Source organism: Kitasatospora sp. HUAS MG31 (assembly GCF_040571325.1).
GTDB classification, from domain to species: Bacteria; Actinomycetota; Actinomycetes; order Streptomycetales; family Streptomycetaceae; genus Kitasatospora; species Kitasatospora camelliae.
On sequence record NZ_CP159872.1, the window covers coordinates 6,153,960 to 6,172,337 of the forward strand.

At 73.7% G+C, this 18,378-nt stretch carries 13 protein-coding genes; 4 read left to right on the top strand and 9 right to left on the bottom strand.

The annotated features are described in order from the left end of the window. Positions 1 to 3: 3 nt before the first annotated feature. Entirely contained in the window at positions 4 to 1,185 is a 1,182-nt protein-coding gene (locus ABWK59_RS27455; protein ID WP_354645120.1) for an acyl-CoA dehydrogenase family protein, read from the bottom strand. A gap of 144 nt (positions 1,186 to 1,329) precedes the next feature. Between ABWK59_RS27455 and ABWK59_RS27460 the strand changes: the two genes are divergently transcribed. Next, positions 1,330 to 1,962 carry a TetR/AcrR family transcriptional regulator gene (locus ABWK59_RS27460; protein ID WP_354643318.1) on the top strand — a complete coding sequence of 211 codons (633 nt, stop codon included), beginning with the start codon at positions 1,330 to 1,332 and terminating at the stop codon, positions 1,960 to 1,962. Between the two features lie 21 nt (positions 1,963 to 1,983). Here ABWK59_RS27460 and ABWK59_RS27465 read toward each other — a convergent pair whose 3' ends face one another. From ABWK59_RS27465 to ABWK59_RS27495, 7 genes are all read right to left on the bottom strand, one after another. Next, positions 1,984 to 3,099 (bottom strand): nitric oxide synthase oxygenase, encoded by a 1,116-nt coding sequence (locus tag ABWK59_RS27465; protein ID WP_420492953.1) that lies wholly within the window; start codon positions 3,097 to 3,099, stop codon positions 1,984 to 1,986. Between the two features lie 338 nt (positions 3,100 to 3,437). After that, a complete protein-coding gene (locus ABWK59_RS27470; protein ID WP_420492858.1) occupies positions 3,438 to 4,859 on the bottom strand; it encodes a sugar porter family MFS transporter in 1,422 nt (473 codons plus the stop codon). 192 nt (positions 4,860 to 5,051) lie between these two features. Beyond that, positions 5,052 to 6,047 carry an L-histidine N(alpha)-methyltransferase gene (egtD, locus tag ABWK59_RS27475; RefSeq protein ID WP_354643321.1) on the bottom strand — a complete coding sequence of 332 codons (996 nt, stop codon included), beginning with the start codon at positions 6,045 to 6,047 and terminating at the stop codon, positions 5,052 to 5,054. 106 nt (positions 6,048 to 6,153) lie between these two features. Beyond that, on the bottom strand, positions 6,154 to 6,888 hold the full coding sequence (gene egtC, locus ABWK59_RS27480; RefSeq protein ID WP_354643322.1) for an ergothioneine biosynthesis protein EgtC: 735 nt from the start codon (positions 6,886 to 6,888) through the stop codon (positions 6,154 to 6,156). Then, positions 6,888 to 8,201, bottom strand: coding sequence for an ergothioneine biosynthesis protein EgtB (gene egtB, locus ABWK59_RS27485; protein ID WP_354643323.1), 1,314 nt, complete (start codon positions 8,199 to 8,201; stop codon positions 6,888 to 6,890). The genes egtC and egtB overlap by 1 nt, the downstream gene beginning before the upstream one ends. Then, positions 8,195 to 9,469, bottom strand: coding sequence for an ergothioneine biosynthesis glutamate--cysteine ligase EgtA (gene egtA / locus ABWK59_RS27490; RefSeq protein WP_354643324.1), 1,275 nt, complete (start codon positions 9,467 to 9,469; stop codon positions 8,195 to 8,197). Before egtA ends, egtB begins: the two co-directional genes overlap by 7 nt. Positions 9,470 to 9,815: 346 nt before the next feature. Beyond that, positions 9,816 to 10,991, bottom strand: coding sequence for a winged helix DNA-binding domain-containing protein (locus ABWK59_RS27495; protein ID WP_354643325.1), 1,176 nt, complete (start codon positions 10,989 to 10,991; stop codon positions 9,816 to 9,818). Positions 10,992 to 11,154: 163 nt separating this feature from the next. On the opposite strand from ABWK59_RS27495, the gene ABWK59_RS27500 reads away from it, so the two are divergent. After that, entirely contained in the window at positions 11,155 to 13,257 is a 2,103-nt protein-coding gene (locus ABWK59_RS27500) for a glycoside hydrolase family 6 protein (RefSeq protein WP_420492859.1), read from the top strand. 40 nt (positions 13,258 to 13,297) lie between these two features. Here the strand turns inward: ABWK59_RS27500 and ABWK59_RS27505 are convergent, their stop codons facing one another. Further along, the gene (locus ABWK59_RS27505) at positions 13,298 to 15,073 is read right to left on the bottom strand and encodes a glycoside hydrolase family 15 protein (RefSeq protein ID WP_354643326.1); all 1,776 of its coding nucleotides are present in this window, start codon (positions 15,071 to 15,073) and stop codon (positions 13,298 to 13,300) included. 149 nt (positions 15,074 to 15,222) lie between these two features. On the opposite strand from ABWK59_RS27505, the gene ABWK59_RS27510 reads away from it, so the two are divergent. Further along, positions 15,223 to 16,029: an SAM-dependent methyltransferase gene (locus ABWK59_RS27510; RefSeq protein ID WP_354643327.1), complete on the top strand. Its 807-nt coding sequence runs from the start codon at positions 15,223 to 15,225 to the stop codon at positions 16,027 to 16,029. Positions 16,030 to 16,091: 62 nt separating this feature from the next. After that, positions 16,092 to 18,212 (top strand): putative bifunctional diguanylate cyclase/phosphodiesterase, encoded by a 2,121-nt coding sequence (locus ABWK59_RS27515; RefSeq protein WP_354643328.1) that lies wholly within the window; start codon positions 16,092 to 16,094, stop codon positions 18,210 to 18,212. Positions 18,213 to 18,378: the final 166 nt, after the last annotated feature.

The following is an 18,378-nucleotide window of genomic DNA, read 5'->3' on the forward strand; positions in this document are numbered from 1 at the left end:
CTCCTAATCTCGTGGGTCTCGTGGGTCTTGTGGACTCTGGAACGCGTTGACGCCGGTCAGGGATCGCCCGATCAGCAGCTTCTGGATCTGGCTGGTGCCCTCGTAGAGGGTCATCACCCGGGCGTCGCGCAGGTACTTGCCGACCGGGTACTCGTCGATGAAGCCGTAGCCGCCGAACACCTGCAGGGCGTTGTTGGCGGCCCGCACCGCGGCCTCGCTGGCGAACAGCTTGGCGGTGGAGGACTCAGTGGCGACCGGCAGACCGCGCTCGATCCGGTCGGCGACCCGCCAGGTCAGCAGCCGGGCGGCGTCCACGTCCACCGCGATGTCGGCGAGCAGCTCCTGCACCAGCTGGTGCCCGGCGATCGGCCGGCCGAACTGCTCCCGCTCGGTGGCGTACCGGACGGCCGCGTCCAGGCAGCCCTGGGCGATGCCCACGCAGCCGGCGGCCACCGACATCCGCCCCTTGGCCAGGGCGGACATCGCCACCGAGAAGCCCTTGCCCTCGGGGCCGAGCCGGGCGCTGTCGGGCACCCGGACGCCGTCCAGCACCAGCTCGGCGGTGGCCTGGCCGCGCAGGCCAAGCTTGCCGTGGATCAGCCGGCGCTCGAAGCCGGGCAGGTCGGTGGGGACCAGGAAGGCGGTCACGCCGCGGTGGCCGGCCTCCCCGGTCCGGGCGAAGACCAGGGCCACCTCGGCCCAGGTGCCGTTGGTGATGAACATCTTGGCGCCGGTGATCAGCCAGTCTCCGCCGTCGCGTACCGCGCGGGTCGTCAGGTTGGCCGCGTCCGAACCGGTGCCGGGCTCGGTCAGCGCGAAGCAGCCCAGGGCCTCGCCGGAGGTCAGCCGGGGCAGCCAGTGCCGCTTCTGCTCCTCGGTGCCGTAACCGTAAATCGACTTGCCGACAAGGCCGAGCGAGACCGACACGATGCCGCGCACCGAGGAGTCGCCACGGCCCAGCTCCTCCAGCACCAGGCAGTACGCCAGGTGGTCGCCGCCGCTGCCGCCGTACTCCTCCGGGATGGTGAGCCCCAGGAAGCCCAGCTTGCCGAGCTTGCGGACCACGCCCAGGTCCACCGACTCGGCGCGGTCCCACTCGGCGGCGAACGGCGCGATCTCGCGGTCGGTGAACTCCGCCGCCAGCACCCTGACGGCGGCCTGCTCCTCGGACAGCTCCAGGTCCATGTCGGCGGGCACCTCGTTAAACTAGCGCTGCAAGTTTAATCCGGACCATAGCCCACCCCGGGCGAGCTGGGAAGGGGGGACTTGCCAGAATGACGATCGCACGATCGCACCAGACGATCATCCGTCCGACCGGAGGAGGCGGCGATGCCCCGCCCGCGCACACCCCTGCTGAGCCGCGAGCGCATCGTCGTCGCCGCCCTCGCCCTGGTCGACGCCGAGGGCCTGGCCGCGCTCTCCACCCGACGCCTCGCCACCGAGCTCTCGGTCAGCGGACCCTCGCTCTACAACCACTTCGCCACCAAGGACGAGCTGCTGGACGCCGTGGTGGACAGCGTCATGGGCGAGGTCGACCTGTCGATGTTCGACGCCCCGGACGGCTGGCGCGAGCCGCTGCGGGACTGGGCCCGCTCCTACCGGGCCGCCCTCGCCGCCCACCCCAACGTCGTCCCGGTGCTCGCCCAGGGGCCCGGGCGGCGGCCCAACGCCCTGCGGCTCGCCGACGCGGTGTTCGGCTGCCTGGTCGACGCGGGGTGGCCACGGGGGCAGGCGACCCGGATCGGGGCCCTGATGCGGTACTTCATCACCGGCTCCGCCCTCGGCTCCTTCGCCGCCGGCTTCCCCGAGGACGCCGCCGTCTACGCCGCCGACTACCCCCATCTCGGCGAGGCCCACCTCCTCGCCGAACACCGCCGCACCATCGACGAGAGCGCCTTCGAAACCGGCCTCCACGCCCTCCTCGACGGCCTGGCCCTCCGCTACCCCGACCCAGGTCACTAGGCGCCGGTCACCGGCCCCGGTTCACCAGGGCTCGCGGGAGGTGAAGGCGGGGCGGAGGTCGGGGTCGACGGGGTCGTAGTAGCGGTGGTAGACGGGGGTGAGGCCGCCGGAGACCGGGGGGACGATCCAGCTCCAGTCCGCCGGGGTCGGCCGTCCCTGGCGCTGTTCCTGGGCGATGTGTCTCAGGAACCGCTCGGACTCGGTGTGGTGGTCCGCCATGGTCACCCCGTAGGCGTGGAAGGAGTGCAGCACCGCGACGTTGAGCTCCACCAGCGCCCGGTCCCGCCACAGCGTCCGGTCGCTGGAGGTGTCCAGCCCCAGCCTCGCCGCCACCGTCCCGAGCATGTCGTACCGGTCGGCGTCCGCCAGGTTCCGCGCGCCGATCTCGGTCCCCATGTACCAGCCGTTGAACGGCGCCGCCGGGTACCGGACGCCCCCGATCTCCAGCACCATGTCGCTGATCGCCGGCACGGCGTACCAGCGCAGTCCCAGCTCGGCGAACCACCCGTGCTCGGGGTGCCGCAGCGGCACCTCCAGGACGACGTCGTCGGGCAGCTCGTACCAGCGGGGGTCGGCCGTGGGCCGCTCCTGGATCACCAGCGGCAGGACGTCGAACCGCTCGCCCCCGCTCTTCCAGCCCAGGTCCCGGGCCAGGGTGGTGAGTTCCGCACCGGCGGGGTCGCCGGTCCAGTGTCCGTCCGGATCCCGGTAGCCGGCGTACCGGACCAGCTGGGCGTTGCGGATCCGCGGGGCGGGGAGGCCGGGCGCGTCCGGAGCGAAGACGGTGATCACCGGCCGGATCCGGCCGCCGTTGGTGGCGGCCCGGAGGTGGCCGAAGCACTCGGCGGCCATCCCGTCCGCCGTGGTGACCTCCCGGCGGTCGCGGACCACCAGGCTGCGCCAGTAGAGCCGGCCGATGCAGCGGGCGGAGTTCCGCCAGGCGACCTTGGCGCCGAAGGCGAGTTCGGCGGGCGTGTGGCGGTAGGTGCCGGTCCGTTCGATCTCGGCGAGCACCTCGCGGATCCGGACGGCCGGGTCGCCGGCGGCCGGGTGCTCCTGGTGGAACTGGCGGACGAACGCGACCGCCTCCCCGATCGGCGAGCGGACCGGCGTCCGGTCGGACGCGAGGTCCGGCACGAGGTCCGACGCGAGGTCCGGCAGGTGGTCCGTGGCCGGCGGACCCGGCACCGCGGTACGGGCGGGCGCCACCTGCGCCGCGTGGTGTGCGTAGGGGCAGACCCCGGCGGGCGTGGACTTGCGGGTACGAATCCGACTGAAGATCAAGAGCACATCCCTCCCACCGCCCATGAGTACCGGAGGTGTTCGCGGGGTCGCAGCGAGTGCACGATTCGGCCCCCCGCCGGGCTCCGGCGGCGCTAGGGTGTGCGGCGGCCGGGACCGGCCGGCCCGCAGGCCTTCCGAGCCCGGCCGAGGTCCGACGTCCGACGTGCGACGTCCGGGTGGCGGGTCCCCGGTCAGCCCATGTCCTCCAGCCGGACGCCCTTGGTCTCCCGGACGTACCGGACCACGAACACGGCCGAGCCGGCCGCGAAGGCGGCGTACACCGCGTAGGTGGCCGACAGGTTCCACCGCGCCAGGGCCGGGAAGCTGACCGTGATCGCCCAGTTGGCGATCCACTGCGCCGAGGCGGCGACCGAGAGCGCCGCGGCCCGGACCCGGTTGGGGAACATCTCGCCGAGCATCACCCAGACCACCACGCCCCAGGACATCGCGAAGAACAGCACGAAGGCGTTGGCGGCGACCAGGGCGACGGTGCCCTGGAGGTCGGGGAGGGTGACGTCGGTGCCGCTGCCGGTGGCGGAGGCGAAGGCCCAGGCGGCGGCGCCGAGCGAGGCGGCCATGCCGAAGGAGCCGATCAGGGCCAGCGGCTTGCGGCCGATCCGGTCCACCAGCAGGATCGCCACCACCGTGCCCAGGATGTTGATCACCGAGCCGACGAAGCTGATCAGCAGCGAGTCGGACTGCTCGACGCCCACCGACTGCCAGAGGACGGAGGAGTAGTAGAAGATCACGTTGATGCCGACCAGCTGCTGGAAGACCGACAGCCCGATGCCCACCCAGACGATCGGCAGCAGACCGTACCGGCCGTCGAGCAGGTCGCGGAAGGCCGGGCGGTGGTCGGCGGCGATCAGGTCGCGGATCTCGGCGATCCGCTGGTCCGTGTCCACGCCGGAGCCCTCGACCCCGCGCAGCACCGTGCGGGCCTCCTCCAGTCGGCCGGCGGCGATCAGGAACCGCGGCGACTCGGGGATCAGTGCGGCCAGCGCGAAGTAGACCGCCGCCGGGACCACGCAGACGCCGAGCATCCACTGCCAGGCCTCCAGGCCCAGCAGCTCGCCCCGGGTGTCGCCGCCGGCGGACTCCGCCAGCACCCAGTTGACCAGCTGCGAGATGGCGATCCCGAGCACGATCGCGGCCTGCTGGAACGAGGCCAGTCGGCCGCGGTACCGGGTCGGCGCCACCTCGGCGATGTACGTCGGGGCGATCACCGAGGCGATGCCGATCGCCGCGCCGCCGAGCACCCGCCAGAACGCCAGGTCCCAGGCGCCGAACGGGAGCATCGAGCCCACCGCGCTGATCGCGAACAGCACCGCGGCGACCTTCATCACCCGGATCCGGCCCCACCGGTCCGCGAACCGGCCGGCCAGGGCCGCGCCGACCGCCGAGCCGAGCAGCGCCGAGGAGACGATCAGCCCGGTGACGCCGTCCCCGACCGCGAACCGGTCCTGGATGCCGGAGACGGCGCCGTTGATCACCGAGCTGTCGTAGCCGAACAGGAAGCCGCCGAGCGCGGCGGCCGCCGTGATGAACACCACGAAGCCGAGGCGGTCCGAGGACCGCTCCTCCGCCTTCACAGGCTGATGGGTCACGCTCACGATCCAGACTCCCGGTCCTCGACATTGCGGTCAGGTCGCCTGGATCGTAACGCTTCGATGTTCAAGACTTGTACATCGGATTGCCTGCCAAGAAGTTGTGTGTTCGTGAAGTTAACAAGCGGGGCGAACGATTCCGCCTCCGGACGATCAGCCGACCGACCGCCCGGAGGACGAGCCGGCCGACCCGGGCGATCAGTCGGACGCCGAGCCGGCCGACCCCGCCGGCCGCGCGAGCGACAGGCCGAACCGGCCCGCCTCGTCCGTCCACCACTCGGTCAGCCGCAGCCCGACCGCCTCCAGCTCCGACGCGATCCGCGAGCGGCGGAACTTCGCCGAGATCTCGGTGCGCAGCTCCTCACCCGCGTCGAAGTGCACCGGCAGGTCCAGCGCCGGGATCTTCACGGTCTGCGCCCGCCGCGACCGCAGCCGCATCTCGATCCACTCCTGCTCGGCGTCCCAGAGCGCCACGTGGTCGAACATCGCCGGGTCGAAGTCCGCGCCCAGCTCCCGGTTGAGCACGTTCAGCACGTTCTTGTCGAACTCGGCGGTCACCCCGGCCGCGTCGTCGTACGCCGCGACCAGCACCTCCGGGTCCTTCACCAGGTCCGTGCCCAGGAGCAGCGCGTCCCCCGGCGCCAGCGCGTTGCGCAGTCCGGCCAGGAACTCCCGGCGCTCGGCGGGCAGCAGGTTGCCGAGCGTCCCGCCGAGGAAGGCCACCAGCCGGGGCCGGCCGTCCGCCGGCAGCCCGCCCAGGCCGTGGGTGAAGTCCGACAGCACCCCGTGCACCGCCAGCCCCGGGTACTCCGCGGTCAGCGCCCGCCCGGCCGCCTCCAGCGCGCTCTCGCTCACGTCCACCGGCACGTAGGTCTCCAGGGTGCCCAGCTCGCGCAGCGCGTCCAGCAGCAGCCGGGTCTTCTCGGAGGAGCCGGAGCCCAGTTCCACCAGCGTTCTGGCCCGGCTCAGCCCGGCGATCTCCCGGGAGCGGGCCACCAGGATCTCCCGCTCGGCCCGGGTCGGGTAGTACTCCGGCAGCCGGGTGATCTGCTCGAACAGCTCGCTGCCCCGCGCGTCGTAGAACCACTTCGGCGGCAGCCGCTTGGGACTCGCGGTCAGGCCCCGCTGCACGTCGTGCCGCAACGCGTGGCTGAAGTGGTCGGCGGGCAGCAGCCGGGTCATGTCGAAGGTCATGGCGGATCGTCCTCTCACTCGGATCGCTTCACTCGGATCGCTCGAACGGCTCGGTCGCTCGGTTCGCTCGAACGGCTCGGGTCGCTCGGTTCGGGTCGTCGGATGATCAGTCGATGGGGCGTACGGTCACGCCCGCCGCGGTGGCGAGCAGCAGGGAGCGGTCGGGTACCTCCTGCCAGCCCGGTTCCTCGTCCGAGGGCTCCGAGGCGACCAGCACCCCCCTCCCGGTGCGGTGGAACAGGGTGTCGCCCCAGCTGGTCGCGGCGATCGAACTCCCGTCCGTGACCAGCAGGTTGAGCCGCGCCTCGGTGTGCTTGGCGACCAGCTTCACGGTCTCGGTGAGCGCCTCGCCGAGCGCCGCCCCGGCCCGCAGCTGGCGCAGCACCAGTCCCCACACCAGCGCCGAGTCGCTGCGCGCCGCCAGCTCCAGCAGCTCGCCCGGGTCCAGCTCGGCCGCCAGTGCCGCGCAGCCGCCCGGCCAGCCCGGCAGCGCGCCGTTGTGGCTGAACAGCCAGCGGCCCGCGGCGAACGGCGCCGCCGCCGCCTCGCCCGCCGCGCACCCGTCGGTGGCCGAGCGGACGGCCGCCAGCAGTGCACGGGTGCGCACCACCCGGGCCAGGTCGGCGAAGGAGGCGTCCGCCCAGATCGGCCCCTCCCGCCGGTACCGGGCGGGCACCTCGTCCCCGTCCGCGTACCAGCCGACGCCGAACCCGTCCACGTTCACCGTCCCGTACCGCTGCAGCAGCGGCGCCCAGGACTGCCGGTACAGGCCCAGCGGTGGATCCACCACCAGCCGCCGGATCGGCACCGGGGCGCCCAGGTAGGCGAGGTGGCGGCACATCAGGCCACGTCCCGGGCGGTCCGGAAGCCGGAGAAGATCTGCCGCCGGACGGGGTAGTCCCAGTTCCGGAAGGTGCCCCGGCAGGCCACCGGTGCCACCGCGAAGGACCCGCCGCGCAGCACCTTGTGCTCCGGGCCGAAGAACACCTCCGAGTACTCCCGGTACGGCCAGGCCCGGAACCCCGGGTAGCCGTGGAAGTCGCCGGCCGTCCACTCCCACACGTCTCCGATCAACTGCCGGACGCCGTACGGGGACTCGCCCGCCGGATAGCCGCCCACCGGGGCCGGCTGGAGGTGCCGCTGGCCGAGGTTGGCGTGCTCGGGTCCGGGCGGCTCGTCGCCCCACGGGTAGCGGCGGGAGCGGTCGGTCGCCGGGTCGTGCCGGGCCGCCTTCTCCCACTCCGCCTCGGTCGGCAGCCGCCGGCCGGCCCAGCGGGCGTACGCGTCCGCCTCGTACCAGCTGACGTGCAGCACCGGCTCGGCGTCCGGCACCGGCTCCAGCACGCCGAACCTCCGGCGCAGCCACTGCCCGCCGTCCCGGGACCAGAACAGCGGCGCGGTCAGCCCCGCCTCCATCCGGTACGCCCAGCCCTCGGCCGTCCACCACCGCGGGTCGAAGTACCCGCCGTCCGCCATGAACCGCTGGTAGGCGCCGTTGCTGACCGGGGTGGTGTCCAGCAGGTAGTCCGGCAGCTCCACCACGTGCGCCGGCCGCTCGTTGTCCAGCGCCCAGGGCTCGGTGTCGGTGCCCATGGTGAACGGGCCGGCCGGGATCAGGACCTCGGCCGGCAGCGGGTCCACCCGGGCCGGCGGCGGGGGAGCGGCCAGCACCGCCTCACCCTTGCGCAGCTGATGGGTGATCAGCATGGTCTCGTCGTGCTGCTGCTCGTGCTGCGCGATCATGCCGAAGGCGAACCCCGCGTCCAGCAGCGGCGCCCCCTCCAGCGGACTGGCCTCCAGCAGGTCCAGCACCCGCCCGCGGACGTCGTGGGCGTAGCGCCGGGCCTCCTTCGGCGGCAGCAGCGGCAGTCGGGGCCGCTCGGCGCGCGGATGCTCGAACGCGTCGTACAGCGGGTCGATCTCCGGGTGCATCGGGTCGCGGCCGCCGACGTTCCGCAGCAGCCACAGCTCCTCCTGGTTGCCGATGTGCGCCAGGTCCCAGACCAGCGGCGACATCAGCGGGGAGTGCTGGGCGGTCAGGTCGCGGTCGTCCACCGCGTCGGTCAGGGACCCGGTGCGCTCACGGGCCGCGGTCAGCTCGCCCGCGATCAGCTCGCGCAGCGCGTTCGGGTCGGTGCGGTCGGCGTTCAGCACGGTGCGCCCTCCTCGGGAGCGGGCCGGACGTCGGCGCGCAGCCCGTCCAGCTGGTCGTCGGCGGGACAGCGCCCGCGGGCCGGGTAGCGTTCGGCGAACTCGCCCAGGGCCTTGCGGAGCGGGCCGTCGGCGCCGCGCCGGGCCAGCGCCCGGTCGGCGGCCGCGAAGCAGACCAGCGCGGCCCGCCGCAGCTCCGGATCGGCCATGCCGCGGACCGCCGCCCGCTGCCAAAGGCCGCTGCGCGGCGGGGGAGTGGCGCCGTCGTGGTCCAGCCGCTCCAGGGCGGCCAGCGCGGTGTCGGTGGCGATCGGGTCGTCCAGCAGCGCGCTCACCAGGGCCAGCGGGACGAGCCAGCCGTCCCCGGGCTGGGCGTCGATCATCCGCAGCTCCAGGTGCCCGCGCGGCCGTACCGGCGGGAACAGGGTGGTGCGGTGGTAGTCCAGGTCGGCCAGGGTGGCGGCGCGATCGCCCGCGCCGCGCAGCCAGTCCCGGAAGGTCAGCCCGGCGGGCGCCGTCCAGGGCACCCCGTCCGAGCGGCGCACGCACAGCACCCGGGCGTCCAGCACGTATCTCGACCACACGTCCCGCGGATCGCCGTCCGGCGGCGGTGCCAGGGTGCGGCTCGGGTCCATCCGGGACCACACCATCTGCCGGGTCGACCGGTAGCCGGTCGGACGGCCGTCCAGCAGGGGGGAGTTGGCGAACGCCGCGACCAGCACCGGCCCCAGCCGGTGGGTCAGCTGCCAGCGCTCCGCGAACCGCGGCTCGGTGCCCGCGTCCACGCTCACCTGCACGGACGCCGTCCCGCACATCATGATCCTGCCCCACGGCCCGGCCGAGTCGAAGTACCGCTCCATCGCGCGGTACCGGGGGTGGGCGGCCTGCATCCGGCGCTCCCGCGCCACCGGGTCGGTGCCGCTGCCGGTGAGCCGCAGGCCCTGGGAGGCGAGCGCGGAACGGAGTGCGGCGTGGTCCGCCAGCAGGTCGGCGGCGCAGTTCTCGGGGCTCTCGGCGGGGAGGGAGCTGAGCTCGACCTGGCCGCCGGGTTCACGGGTCAGACGGGCGCCCGCCGGAAACCGCGGGCCGTCGGGGTGCGTCGGCAGGGCCGTCAGCGCGGCCGCGACGCGATCGGGGTCCACCGGGCTGTCGGGACATCGGTCGTCATGGACGAACCACTCCGCCTCGACCCCGATCAGGCGCGGGGGCCCGATCTTGAAACATATGCCGAGCAGATGCTCCTCGGCCGAAGCCTCGGTCAGCGGTGTCACACTCCGTGGCGGTTGCTCGGTCTCCGCCACACGGTTCGGGCGTACGGGTATCACCGGACTCACCATCCCTCGGTTCGCGGTCGCGGCCCGGTCGTTTCCTGCTCAGTCTGCTACGGGGCAAACATCGCCGCCGCTCAGAGCTGCTCTGTGCAGGTCAAGGGGGTGACGGCGGCCGGGTGTTCGGACGGAATCCGGCCGCCGACGACGAGTTCCGGCCACGGGGGCGGACGGTCCGCCGGGAGTCGAGCCGCTACGTTCGGTGACCATCGGGGTGTGAGGGGCGGTGTCCTGCGAGAGGTCGGCCGATGTGGTGCGGGTGTGACGGGAGGCGCCTCGGGTGCCACCGCTACGCGCTGAGGCGGCGTTCGAGCGGGGTGCGGAAGCGGGGGGTGACGCGGGAGGGGCCGAGCCAGGCGCGGAGGCGGTCGGCCTCGGCGGCGACGGCGGCCGTGGCCTCGACGCCGGGCCGCCCGAAGAGTTCGGTCACCACCTCGCCGTCCGCCCGCTGGGCCCAGCCGCCGACGATCCGCCCGTCCCACCAGACGGTCGGCCCGATGTTGCCGGAGCGGTCGAAGAGTTCGGCCCGGTGCTCGGGCGGCAGGTACCAGTCCCGTAGCTGCCATCCCATCGGCGTCGGGTCGAGCCCCGGCAGCAGGGCGGCCCAGGGCTCGGGCTGCGGCACCGGCTCGACGTCCTCGGGCAGCACGAACCCCTCCCGCTCCTCGGTGCCGCAGTCCACCGTCACCGCGACCGCCCCGCAGGCGGCCAGCGCGGCGCGTACCTCCCGGACCGTCCACCCCGTCCACCACTTGAGGTCGTCCACCGTCCCGGGCCCGTACCGGTCGAGCCAGCGCCGGGCCAGGTCCGCCTGGGCCTGGGCGACGGGCAGGTCCGGGTACGGCCGGTGGACCGCCCAGTGGTGCTGGTTGCTGGTCCAACTCCCCACCGGCCGGCGGCGGATGATCGCCGCCTCCATGCCGAGGACGCGCAGCAGCCGGGTGCCGATGGTCTGGACGGCCTCGTACGGCTTGCCGACCGACACCGCGATGCCCTGCCGCAGGTCGGGGACCAGTTCGCCGAGCCGGCTGCCGCTGGCGTGGCCGGACTCGGCGAGGGCGGCGAGCGCCTCCTCCTGGACCCGGGCCAGCCAGGCCTCGTCGAACCCGCCCTCGGCGGCGAAGGCCACCAGCCCGCGGCGCTCCCGCTCGGCGACCTTGCGGGTGGTGGAGGACTGCACCAGCGGGGCCACGTCCGCCGGGACGACGAACAGGGTGTGCCGCATGCCGTGCATCCGGACCAGCGTGGCGTCCTCGTACAGCGCCCGCTCGACCTCGGGAATCCCGGGGTCCGTCATCCGGGCGCCGGCGGAGAGGAACACCGAGGACGGATCGCTGGCGTGCAGGGCGAGGACGGACTCCGCCACCTCCTCGGCGGTCCGGGCCCGCGACCCGGGGGTCAGCAACTGCCGTACGGCCAGCCGGGCGCGCCGCCCGGCAGTGTCGATCCTGGGGCGGGCGTTCATCGGGTCTCCGATCGGAATGCTGGCGGGCCGTCAACCGCCATTCTCCTCAACGGCCTTGGTGAGGGAGCGCTCCCACGGATTTCGTCCGGACTCCTTGACGTGTTCCGGGCGCCGTGGCTTCATATCCCATGACTCCGGGCCCGTTCCACCGCTGGTCCATCTCATGAATGGGAGCGCTCCCATAGATCCACGCAAGGCCGAAGGCCCGGTCACCCCCAGGGTCCGTCCCCCACCCGAAAGGATTCCGCCGGTGTCAGTCCCCCTCGTCCGCCGTCTCCGGACGGCCGCGGCCGCCGCGGTGCTCAGCGCCGCCACCGTGCTGCCGCTCGCCCTCGCCCAGCCCACCCAGGCGGCCCCCGCCGTCCCCGCCGAAGCCGCCGCCCCTGCCCCCGCCGAAGCCGCCGCCCGGGTCGACAACCCGTACGTCGGCGCCGGCGTCTACGTGAACCCCGAGTGGTCGGCCAAGGCGGCCGCGGAGCCCGGCGGCAGCGCGGTGGCGAACCAGCCGACCGCCGTCTGGCTGGACCGGATCGCCGCGATCGACGGCGTGGGCGGCTCGATGGGCCTGCGGGCCCACCTGGACGCGGCCGTCGCGCAGGCCGCCGGCAGGCCGCTGGTGTTCCAGGTGGTCGTCTACAACCTGCCGGGCCGCGACTGCGCCGCCCTCGCCTCCAACGGCGAGCTGGGCCCGACCGAGATCGGCCGGTACCGGAGCGAGTACATCGACCCGATCGCCGCGATCCTCCGGGACCCGGCCTACGCGGGGCTGCGGATCGTCACCACCATCGAGCTCGACTCCCTGCCCAACCTGGTCACCAACGCCGGCGGCACGGCCACCGCCACCCCGCAGTGCGAGGCCATGAAGGCCAACGGCAACTATGTCGCCGGGGTGGGCTACGCGCTGGCCCGGCTGGGCGCGATCCCGAACGTCTACAACTACCTCGACGCCGGCCACCACGGCTGGCTGGGCTGGGACTCCAACCTCGACCCCTCGGTCAACCTGCTCCACCAGGCGGCCAACGCCTCCGGGTCCACCCCGGCGAACGTCCAGGGCTTCGTGGTGAACACCGCCAACTACTCGGCGCTGCGCGAGCCGAACTTCACCGTCGACGACACGGTCAACGGCACCTCGGTCCGGCAGAGTGCGTGGGTCGACTGGAACCGGTACGTCGACGAGCTGTCCTACGCCCGGGCGTTCCGGCAGAAGGCCGTGGCGGCGGGCTTCGACCCGGGCGTCGGCATGCTGATCGACACCTCCCGCAACGGCTGGGGCGGCACCGCGCGGCCCGCCGGGCCGGGCCCGCGGACCACGGTGGACGCGTACGTGGACGGCGGCCGGATCGACCGCCGGTTCCAGACCGGAAACTGGTGCAACCAGTCCGGTGCCGGCCTCGGCGAGCGGCCGAAGGCGGCGCCGGAGCCCGGGATCGACGCCTACGTCTGGGTGAAGCCGCCCGGCGAGTCGGACGGCGCCAGCTCGCAGATCGCCAACGACGAGGGCAAGGGCTTCGACCGGATGTGCGACCCCACGTACACCGGCAACGCCCGCAACAACTTCCACCTGTCCGGTGCGCTGCCGAACGCCCCGCTGGCGGGCCACTGGTTCTCGGCGCAGTTCCAGGAGCTGCTGCGCAACGCCCACCCGGCGCTCGGCGGCGTGGAGCCCGGCCCCGACACCACCGCCCCCACCGTGCCGACCGGCCTGACGGCCCCGACCGTCACCGCCACCGGCGTCACCCTCGGCTGGACCGCCTCCACCGACGACGTCGGCGTCACCGGCTACGACGTGTACCGCGGGGGCACCCTGGCCGGCAGCTCCGCCGGCACCTCCTTCACCGACGCCGGGCTGACCGCGGCCACCGCGTACGCCTACACGGTCCGTGCCCGAGACGCGGCGGGCAACGTCAGCCCGGCCTCGGCCGCGCTCACCGTCACCACCGCCCCGGCGGGCGGCGGCGGGACGGGCGGCTGCACCGCGACGTACCAGGTGAGCAGTGACTGGGGCAGCGGCTTCAACGCGGACGTGGTGATCACCAACACCGGTACCCGGGCGACCGGTTCGTGGAAGGTCGGCTGGACCTTCGGCGGCAACCAGCGGATCACCAACCTGTGGAACGGCTCGCTCACCCAGTCCGGCGCGGCCGTGACGGTGGCCAACGCCGGCTACAACGGGACGATCCCGGTGGGGGGTTCGACCGGCTTCGGGTTCGGGGCGGGCTACTCGGGCGTCAACGCCCTGCCGCAGCTCAGCTGCACCGCGGGCTGACACCCCCGGAGCGCCGGCCGGCGGTTCGGCGGGGAGCGGCTCAGGCCGCGTCCCCGCCGAACAGGGTGAAGGCCGAGTTGACCAGTGCGACGTGGGTGAACGCCTGCGGGGTGTTGCCGAGTTGCCGGCCCTCCACCGAGTCCCACTGCTCGGAGAGCAGCCCGAGGTCGTTGCTCAGGGCGACCACCCGGTGGAACAGTTCCCGGGCCTCATCCGGCCGGCCGGTCGCCAGCAGGGCGTCAGCGAGCCAGAACGAGCAGGCCAGGAAGGCGCCTTCGGAGCCGGGCAGCCCGTCGGTGCCGGCCTCGGTGGCGTACCGGCGGACGAAGCCGCCGTGGTCCAGCCCGTCCCGGATGGCGTCGACCGTCGTCACCACCCGCGGGTCGTCCGGGGGCAGGAAGCCGGTCTTCACCACGAACAGGGTGGAGGCGTCCAGCTCGGTGCCGCCGTAGTGCTGGACGAAGGAGCCGCGGCGGCGGTCGTAGCCGTGGGCGCAGACGTCGGCGTGCACCAGGTCGCGCATCTGCCGCCAGCGCTCCACCGGCGCGGGCAGCCCGGTGGCCTCGGCCATCTTCACCGCCCGGTCGGCGGCCACCCAGGCCATCACCTTGGAGTGGACGAAGTGCCGGCGCCCGCCGCGGACCTCCCACAGGCCCTCGTCCGGCTCGGGCCAGTGCTTCTCCAGGTAGGTCATCAGGGTGCGCAGCAGGCTCCAGACCTGGCGCTCCATCGGGATGCCGGCCAGCAGCGCCAGGTGCAGGGTGTCCACCACCTCGCCGTAGACGTCGAGTTGGAGCTGGCGGACGGCGGCGTTGCCGAACCGGACGGGGGAGGAGTCGCGGTAGCCGGGCAGCCAGTCGGCCCGGGTCTCCGGGAGGCCGCGCTCGCCGGCCACGCCGTACACGGCCTGGAGGTCGCCCGGGTCGCCGGCGATGGCTCGCAGCAGCCACTTGCGCCACGCGGCGGCCTCCTCGCGGAACCCGCCGCGGAGCAGGGCGGAGAGGGTCATGCTGGAGTCGCGCAGCCAGCAGAACCGGTAGTCCCAGTTGCGTTCGCCGCCGATCTGCTCGGGCAGCGAGGCGGTGGCGGCGGCGACGATGCCGCCGGTGGGCTCGTAGGCGAGGGCCTTGAGGGTGATCAGGGAGCGGACCACGGCGTCCCGCCACTCGCCGCGGTAGCGGCAGTTGCCGGCCCAGCTCTGCCAGCCGCCGAGGGTCGTGGCGAGCGCCCCCTCCGGGTCGGTCCGGGGGGTGGTGTGCAGGTGGGAGGGCTGCCAGGTGAGGACGAACGGGATCCGGTCGCCGGCCCGGACGGTGAAGTCGGAGCGGGTGGCGCCGTCCTCGCCGAAGGTGTGCACCCCGGGCGGGACGCGCAGCCAGGCGGAGTCCGGTCCGGCGACGGCCACCCGGTGGTGCTCGGTGCGGCGGACCCAGGGGGCGACCCGGCCGTGGTTGAAGCGCAGCCGGAGGGCGCCGCGCATCTCCACCTCGCCGGTCAGGCCCTCGACGATCCGGACCAGCTGGGGCACCCGGTCGCGCTGCGGCATGAAGTCGACGATCTTGACGGTGCCCCGGGGGGTGTCCCAGCGGGATTCCAGGACGAGGCTGTCGGCCAGGTAGTGGCGGGTGCTGCACGGGCCGCCGCCGGCCGGGCCGAGCTGCCAGGAGCCGTGCTCGGGACGGCCGAGCAGACCGGCGAAGCAACTGGGGGAGTCGAACCGGGGCAGGCACAGCCAGTCCACCGACCCGTCGCGCCCGATCAGCGCGGCCGTCTGGAGGTCACCGACGAGGGCGTAGTCCTCGATGTTTCCGGCCATCGAGGCCCATTCTCCGCCGGTTGGCGGCGGGTGCCAGGCGACCGGTCGTCACAACGGAAACTCACGTCCCTCCAGTTGCAGCAATGATCGGAAAATAGGAAGATCGTGATGCCTTGTTGTCTTTTTCCACTGCCGGAGGGGGTGCCGTGATGGGGCGACCGAACTGGGTGCCCGCCGGAACGGACCTCGAAAAGCCCAACGCGGCCCGGGTCTACGACTACTACCTCGGGGGTTCCCACAACTTCGAGGTGGACCGCGAGATGGCCCGGAGGGCCGTGGAACTGTGGCCCGAACTCCCGCAGATCATGCGGGCCAACCGCGCGTTCCTGCGCCGTTCGGTCCAGTACCTCGCTGAGCGCGGCTTCACCCGGTTCCTGGACATCGGCTCCGGCATCCCCACCTTCGGCCCCGTCCACGACGCCGCCCGCGCGGTCCGGCCCGAGTCCCGCGTGGTGTACGTGGACCACGACCCGGTCGCGGTGGCCCACAGCCGCCTGATCCTCGACGGCGACCCGCTCAGCTCCACCGTCCTGGCCGACCTGCGGGACGTCGACGGGCTGCTCGCCGACCCCGACGTGGCCGCCCTGCTGGAGCCGGGCGAGCCGGTGGCCGTGCTGCTGGTCGCCGTCCTGCACTTCGTCGACGACCGGGACGAGCCGGAGAAGGTGGTCGCGCGGCTCCGCGACGCCCTGCCGCCCGGCAGCGCCCTGGTGCTCTCGCACGCCTCGCTGGAGGGCGCGGCCGAGCAGGCCGGCCCGCACCAGGAGCTGTACCGGCGCACGCCCACCCCGCTCACCATGCGCGACCGCGACCGGATCACCGGCCTCTTCGACGGCTTCGACCTGGTCGAACCGGGGCTGGTGTACCTGCCCGAGTGGCACCCCGAGAGCCCGGAGGCGGTCGGCCCGCATCCCGAGCGGATGACCGGGATGGCCGGCGTCGGGCTCCTGTCGTGAGCGACGGCCGGTCGGAGCGCGCCGGGGACGCCGACGGCCGGGACGCGAGGGGCGTACGGGACGTGAGGGAGACCGGGCAGGCCATGGACTCCGACGGCTTCCGCGACGTGTGGGCGGCGCTGCTGCGCCGGGAGCACGGCGGGGCCGTCGACCCGGGGGAGTTCGGCGTCCTGGTGTCCGAGACCGCGGAGCTGCTCGACCGCGCCCGCACCGACCACCCCTTCCACCCCGCGCTGGCCGAACGGGCCGGCGCCATGCTGGTCGACGCCCACTACACCGACCCGGCGCTGCTGGCCCGGGCGGTCACCCTGCTGCAGCGGACCCGCGCCGGCGACGGCCGCGGCCCGGAGCTGGCCGGCGCCTTCGCGGCCGGCTGGGCCGCCGCGCTGCGCGAGCGCACGCTGCGTGAGCAGGAGGCGATCCGGCTGGCCGCGGACACCGCCCGGCAGGGCGTGGAGCGGGCGCTGCGCGCCTCCGAGGCCCGGTTCCGGGCGCTGTTCGAGAGCGCGGCGATCGGCATCGGCCTGGGCGACGTCGAGGGCAACATCCTCGCCGTGAACCGGGCCATGCAGGAGATCTTCGGCGTCAGCCCCGGCCAGATGAAGGGCCGCCGGGTGAACGACCTGGTGCACCCCGAGGACGCCCCGGGCGTCTGGGAGGCGTACGGGGAGCTGATCAGCGGCAAGCGCGAGTACTTCCAGGTCGACAAGCCGTACTACCGGCGGGACGGCGAGGTGGTGTGGACCCACCTGACCGTCTCGCTGATCCGCGACGACGAGGGCCGGCCGCAGTACCAGGTCGCGATGATGGAGGACATCACCGACCGCTACCGGCTCCAGGAGCGGCTGCGGCACCAGGCCACCCACGACCCGCTGACCGGGCTGCCCAACCGGGTGGCGTTCTTCGAGCGCCTGGAGCGGCTCTTCGAGGAGCCGGAGCCGGGCGCCCGGTTCGGCCTGTGCTACGTGGACCTGGACGGCTTCAAGGTGGTCAACGACAGCCTCGGCCACGACATGGGCGACCAGCTGCTGGCCGCCGTCGCGGCCCGGCTGGAGGCCGCCCTCAGCCCGCTCGGCCACCTGGTGGCCCGGCTGGGCGGCGACGAGTTCGTGGTGCTGCTGGAGAACTGCCGGGGCGAGCAGGAGGCGGTGGCCGCCGCCAAGACCGTGCTGGCCGCCCTGGCCAAGCCGGTGCTGATCGGCGACCACAAGCTGGCCGTGGGCGCCAGCGTCGGCGTGCTGGAGCGGCGGGTGGCCACCACCACCCCCGGGGCCGCGGTGCGGGCCGCCGACCTCACCCTGTACCGGGCCAAGGAGGCCGGCCGCGGCCGGTGGACCCTGTTCGACCCCAAGGAGAACGCCCGCGCGGTCAGCCGGTACGCGGTGTCCGTCCGGATGCCCGCCGCCCTGGACCGCGGCGAGTTCTTCATCGACTACCAGCCGATGGTCGACCTGGCCGACGGCTCGCTGGTCGCGGTGGAGGCGCTGGTCCGCTGGCGCCACCCGCAGCTGGGCGTGCTCGGCCCCGAGGAGTTCGTCGGGGTGGCCGAGGAGACCGGCCTGATCATGCCGCTCGGCCGCTGGGTGCTGGAACAGGCCTGCGGCCAGGCCGCCGAGTGGGTGGCCAGGTTCGGCGAGCGGGCGCCCCGACTGAGCGTCAACCTGGCGGTCCGTCAGGCCCGTAACGCGGGACTGGTGGCGGACATCGACCGGATCCTCGGCTCCACCGGGCTGGACCCGCGGCTGCTCCAGCTGGAGATCACCGAGTCCACCGTGGTCGGACCGGAGGACGAGGCGCTGAAGGCCCTGCACGGGCTGGTCGACATGGGCGTGTCGCTGGCCGTGGACGACTTCGGCACCGGCTGGTCCAACCTCGCCTACCTGCGCGACCTCCCGGTCTCCGGGCTGAAGATCGCCGGCTCCTTCGTCGGTGACCTGCACGATCCCGCCAAGGACACCCACCTGGGCTGGCGGATCGTCAGCGGCCTGGTGTCGCTGGCCCACACGCTCGGACTCACCGTCACCGCCGAGGGCGTGGAGACCCGCGCCGACGCCGAACGGCTGCGGCTGATGGGCTGCGACTGGGCCCAGGGCTGGCACTTCGGCCGCCCGGTGCGCCCCGGGGAGATCGCCCGCCGGATCGCCGAGGAGAACCTGCCGGAGTCGGCCGTCCTGCCCGAGTGAGCCGGGACGCGTCCGGCTCCCCGGACGGTCCGGACAGGCCGCGGAACTCCGGGCGTTCAGGAACTGAAACCGGGAAAAACGGACAAAACCCCTTGACGCGGCGTGAGCGCCCACCGGATGATGGGGGCCTGGTATTCCAGTAGTGCCAGGCGTAGTGGTCGGCGCT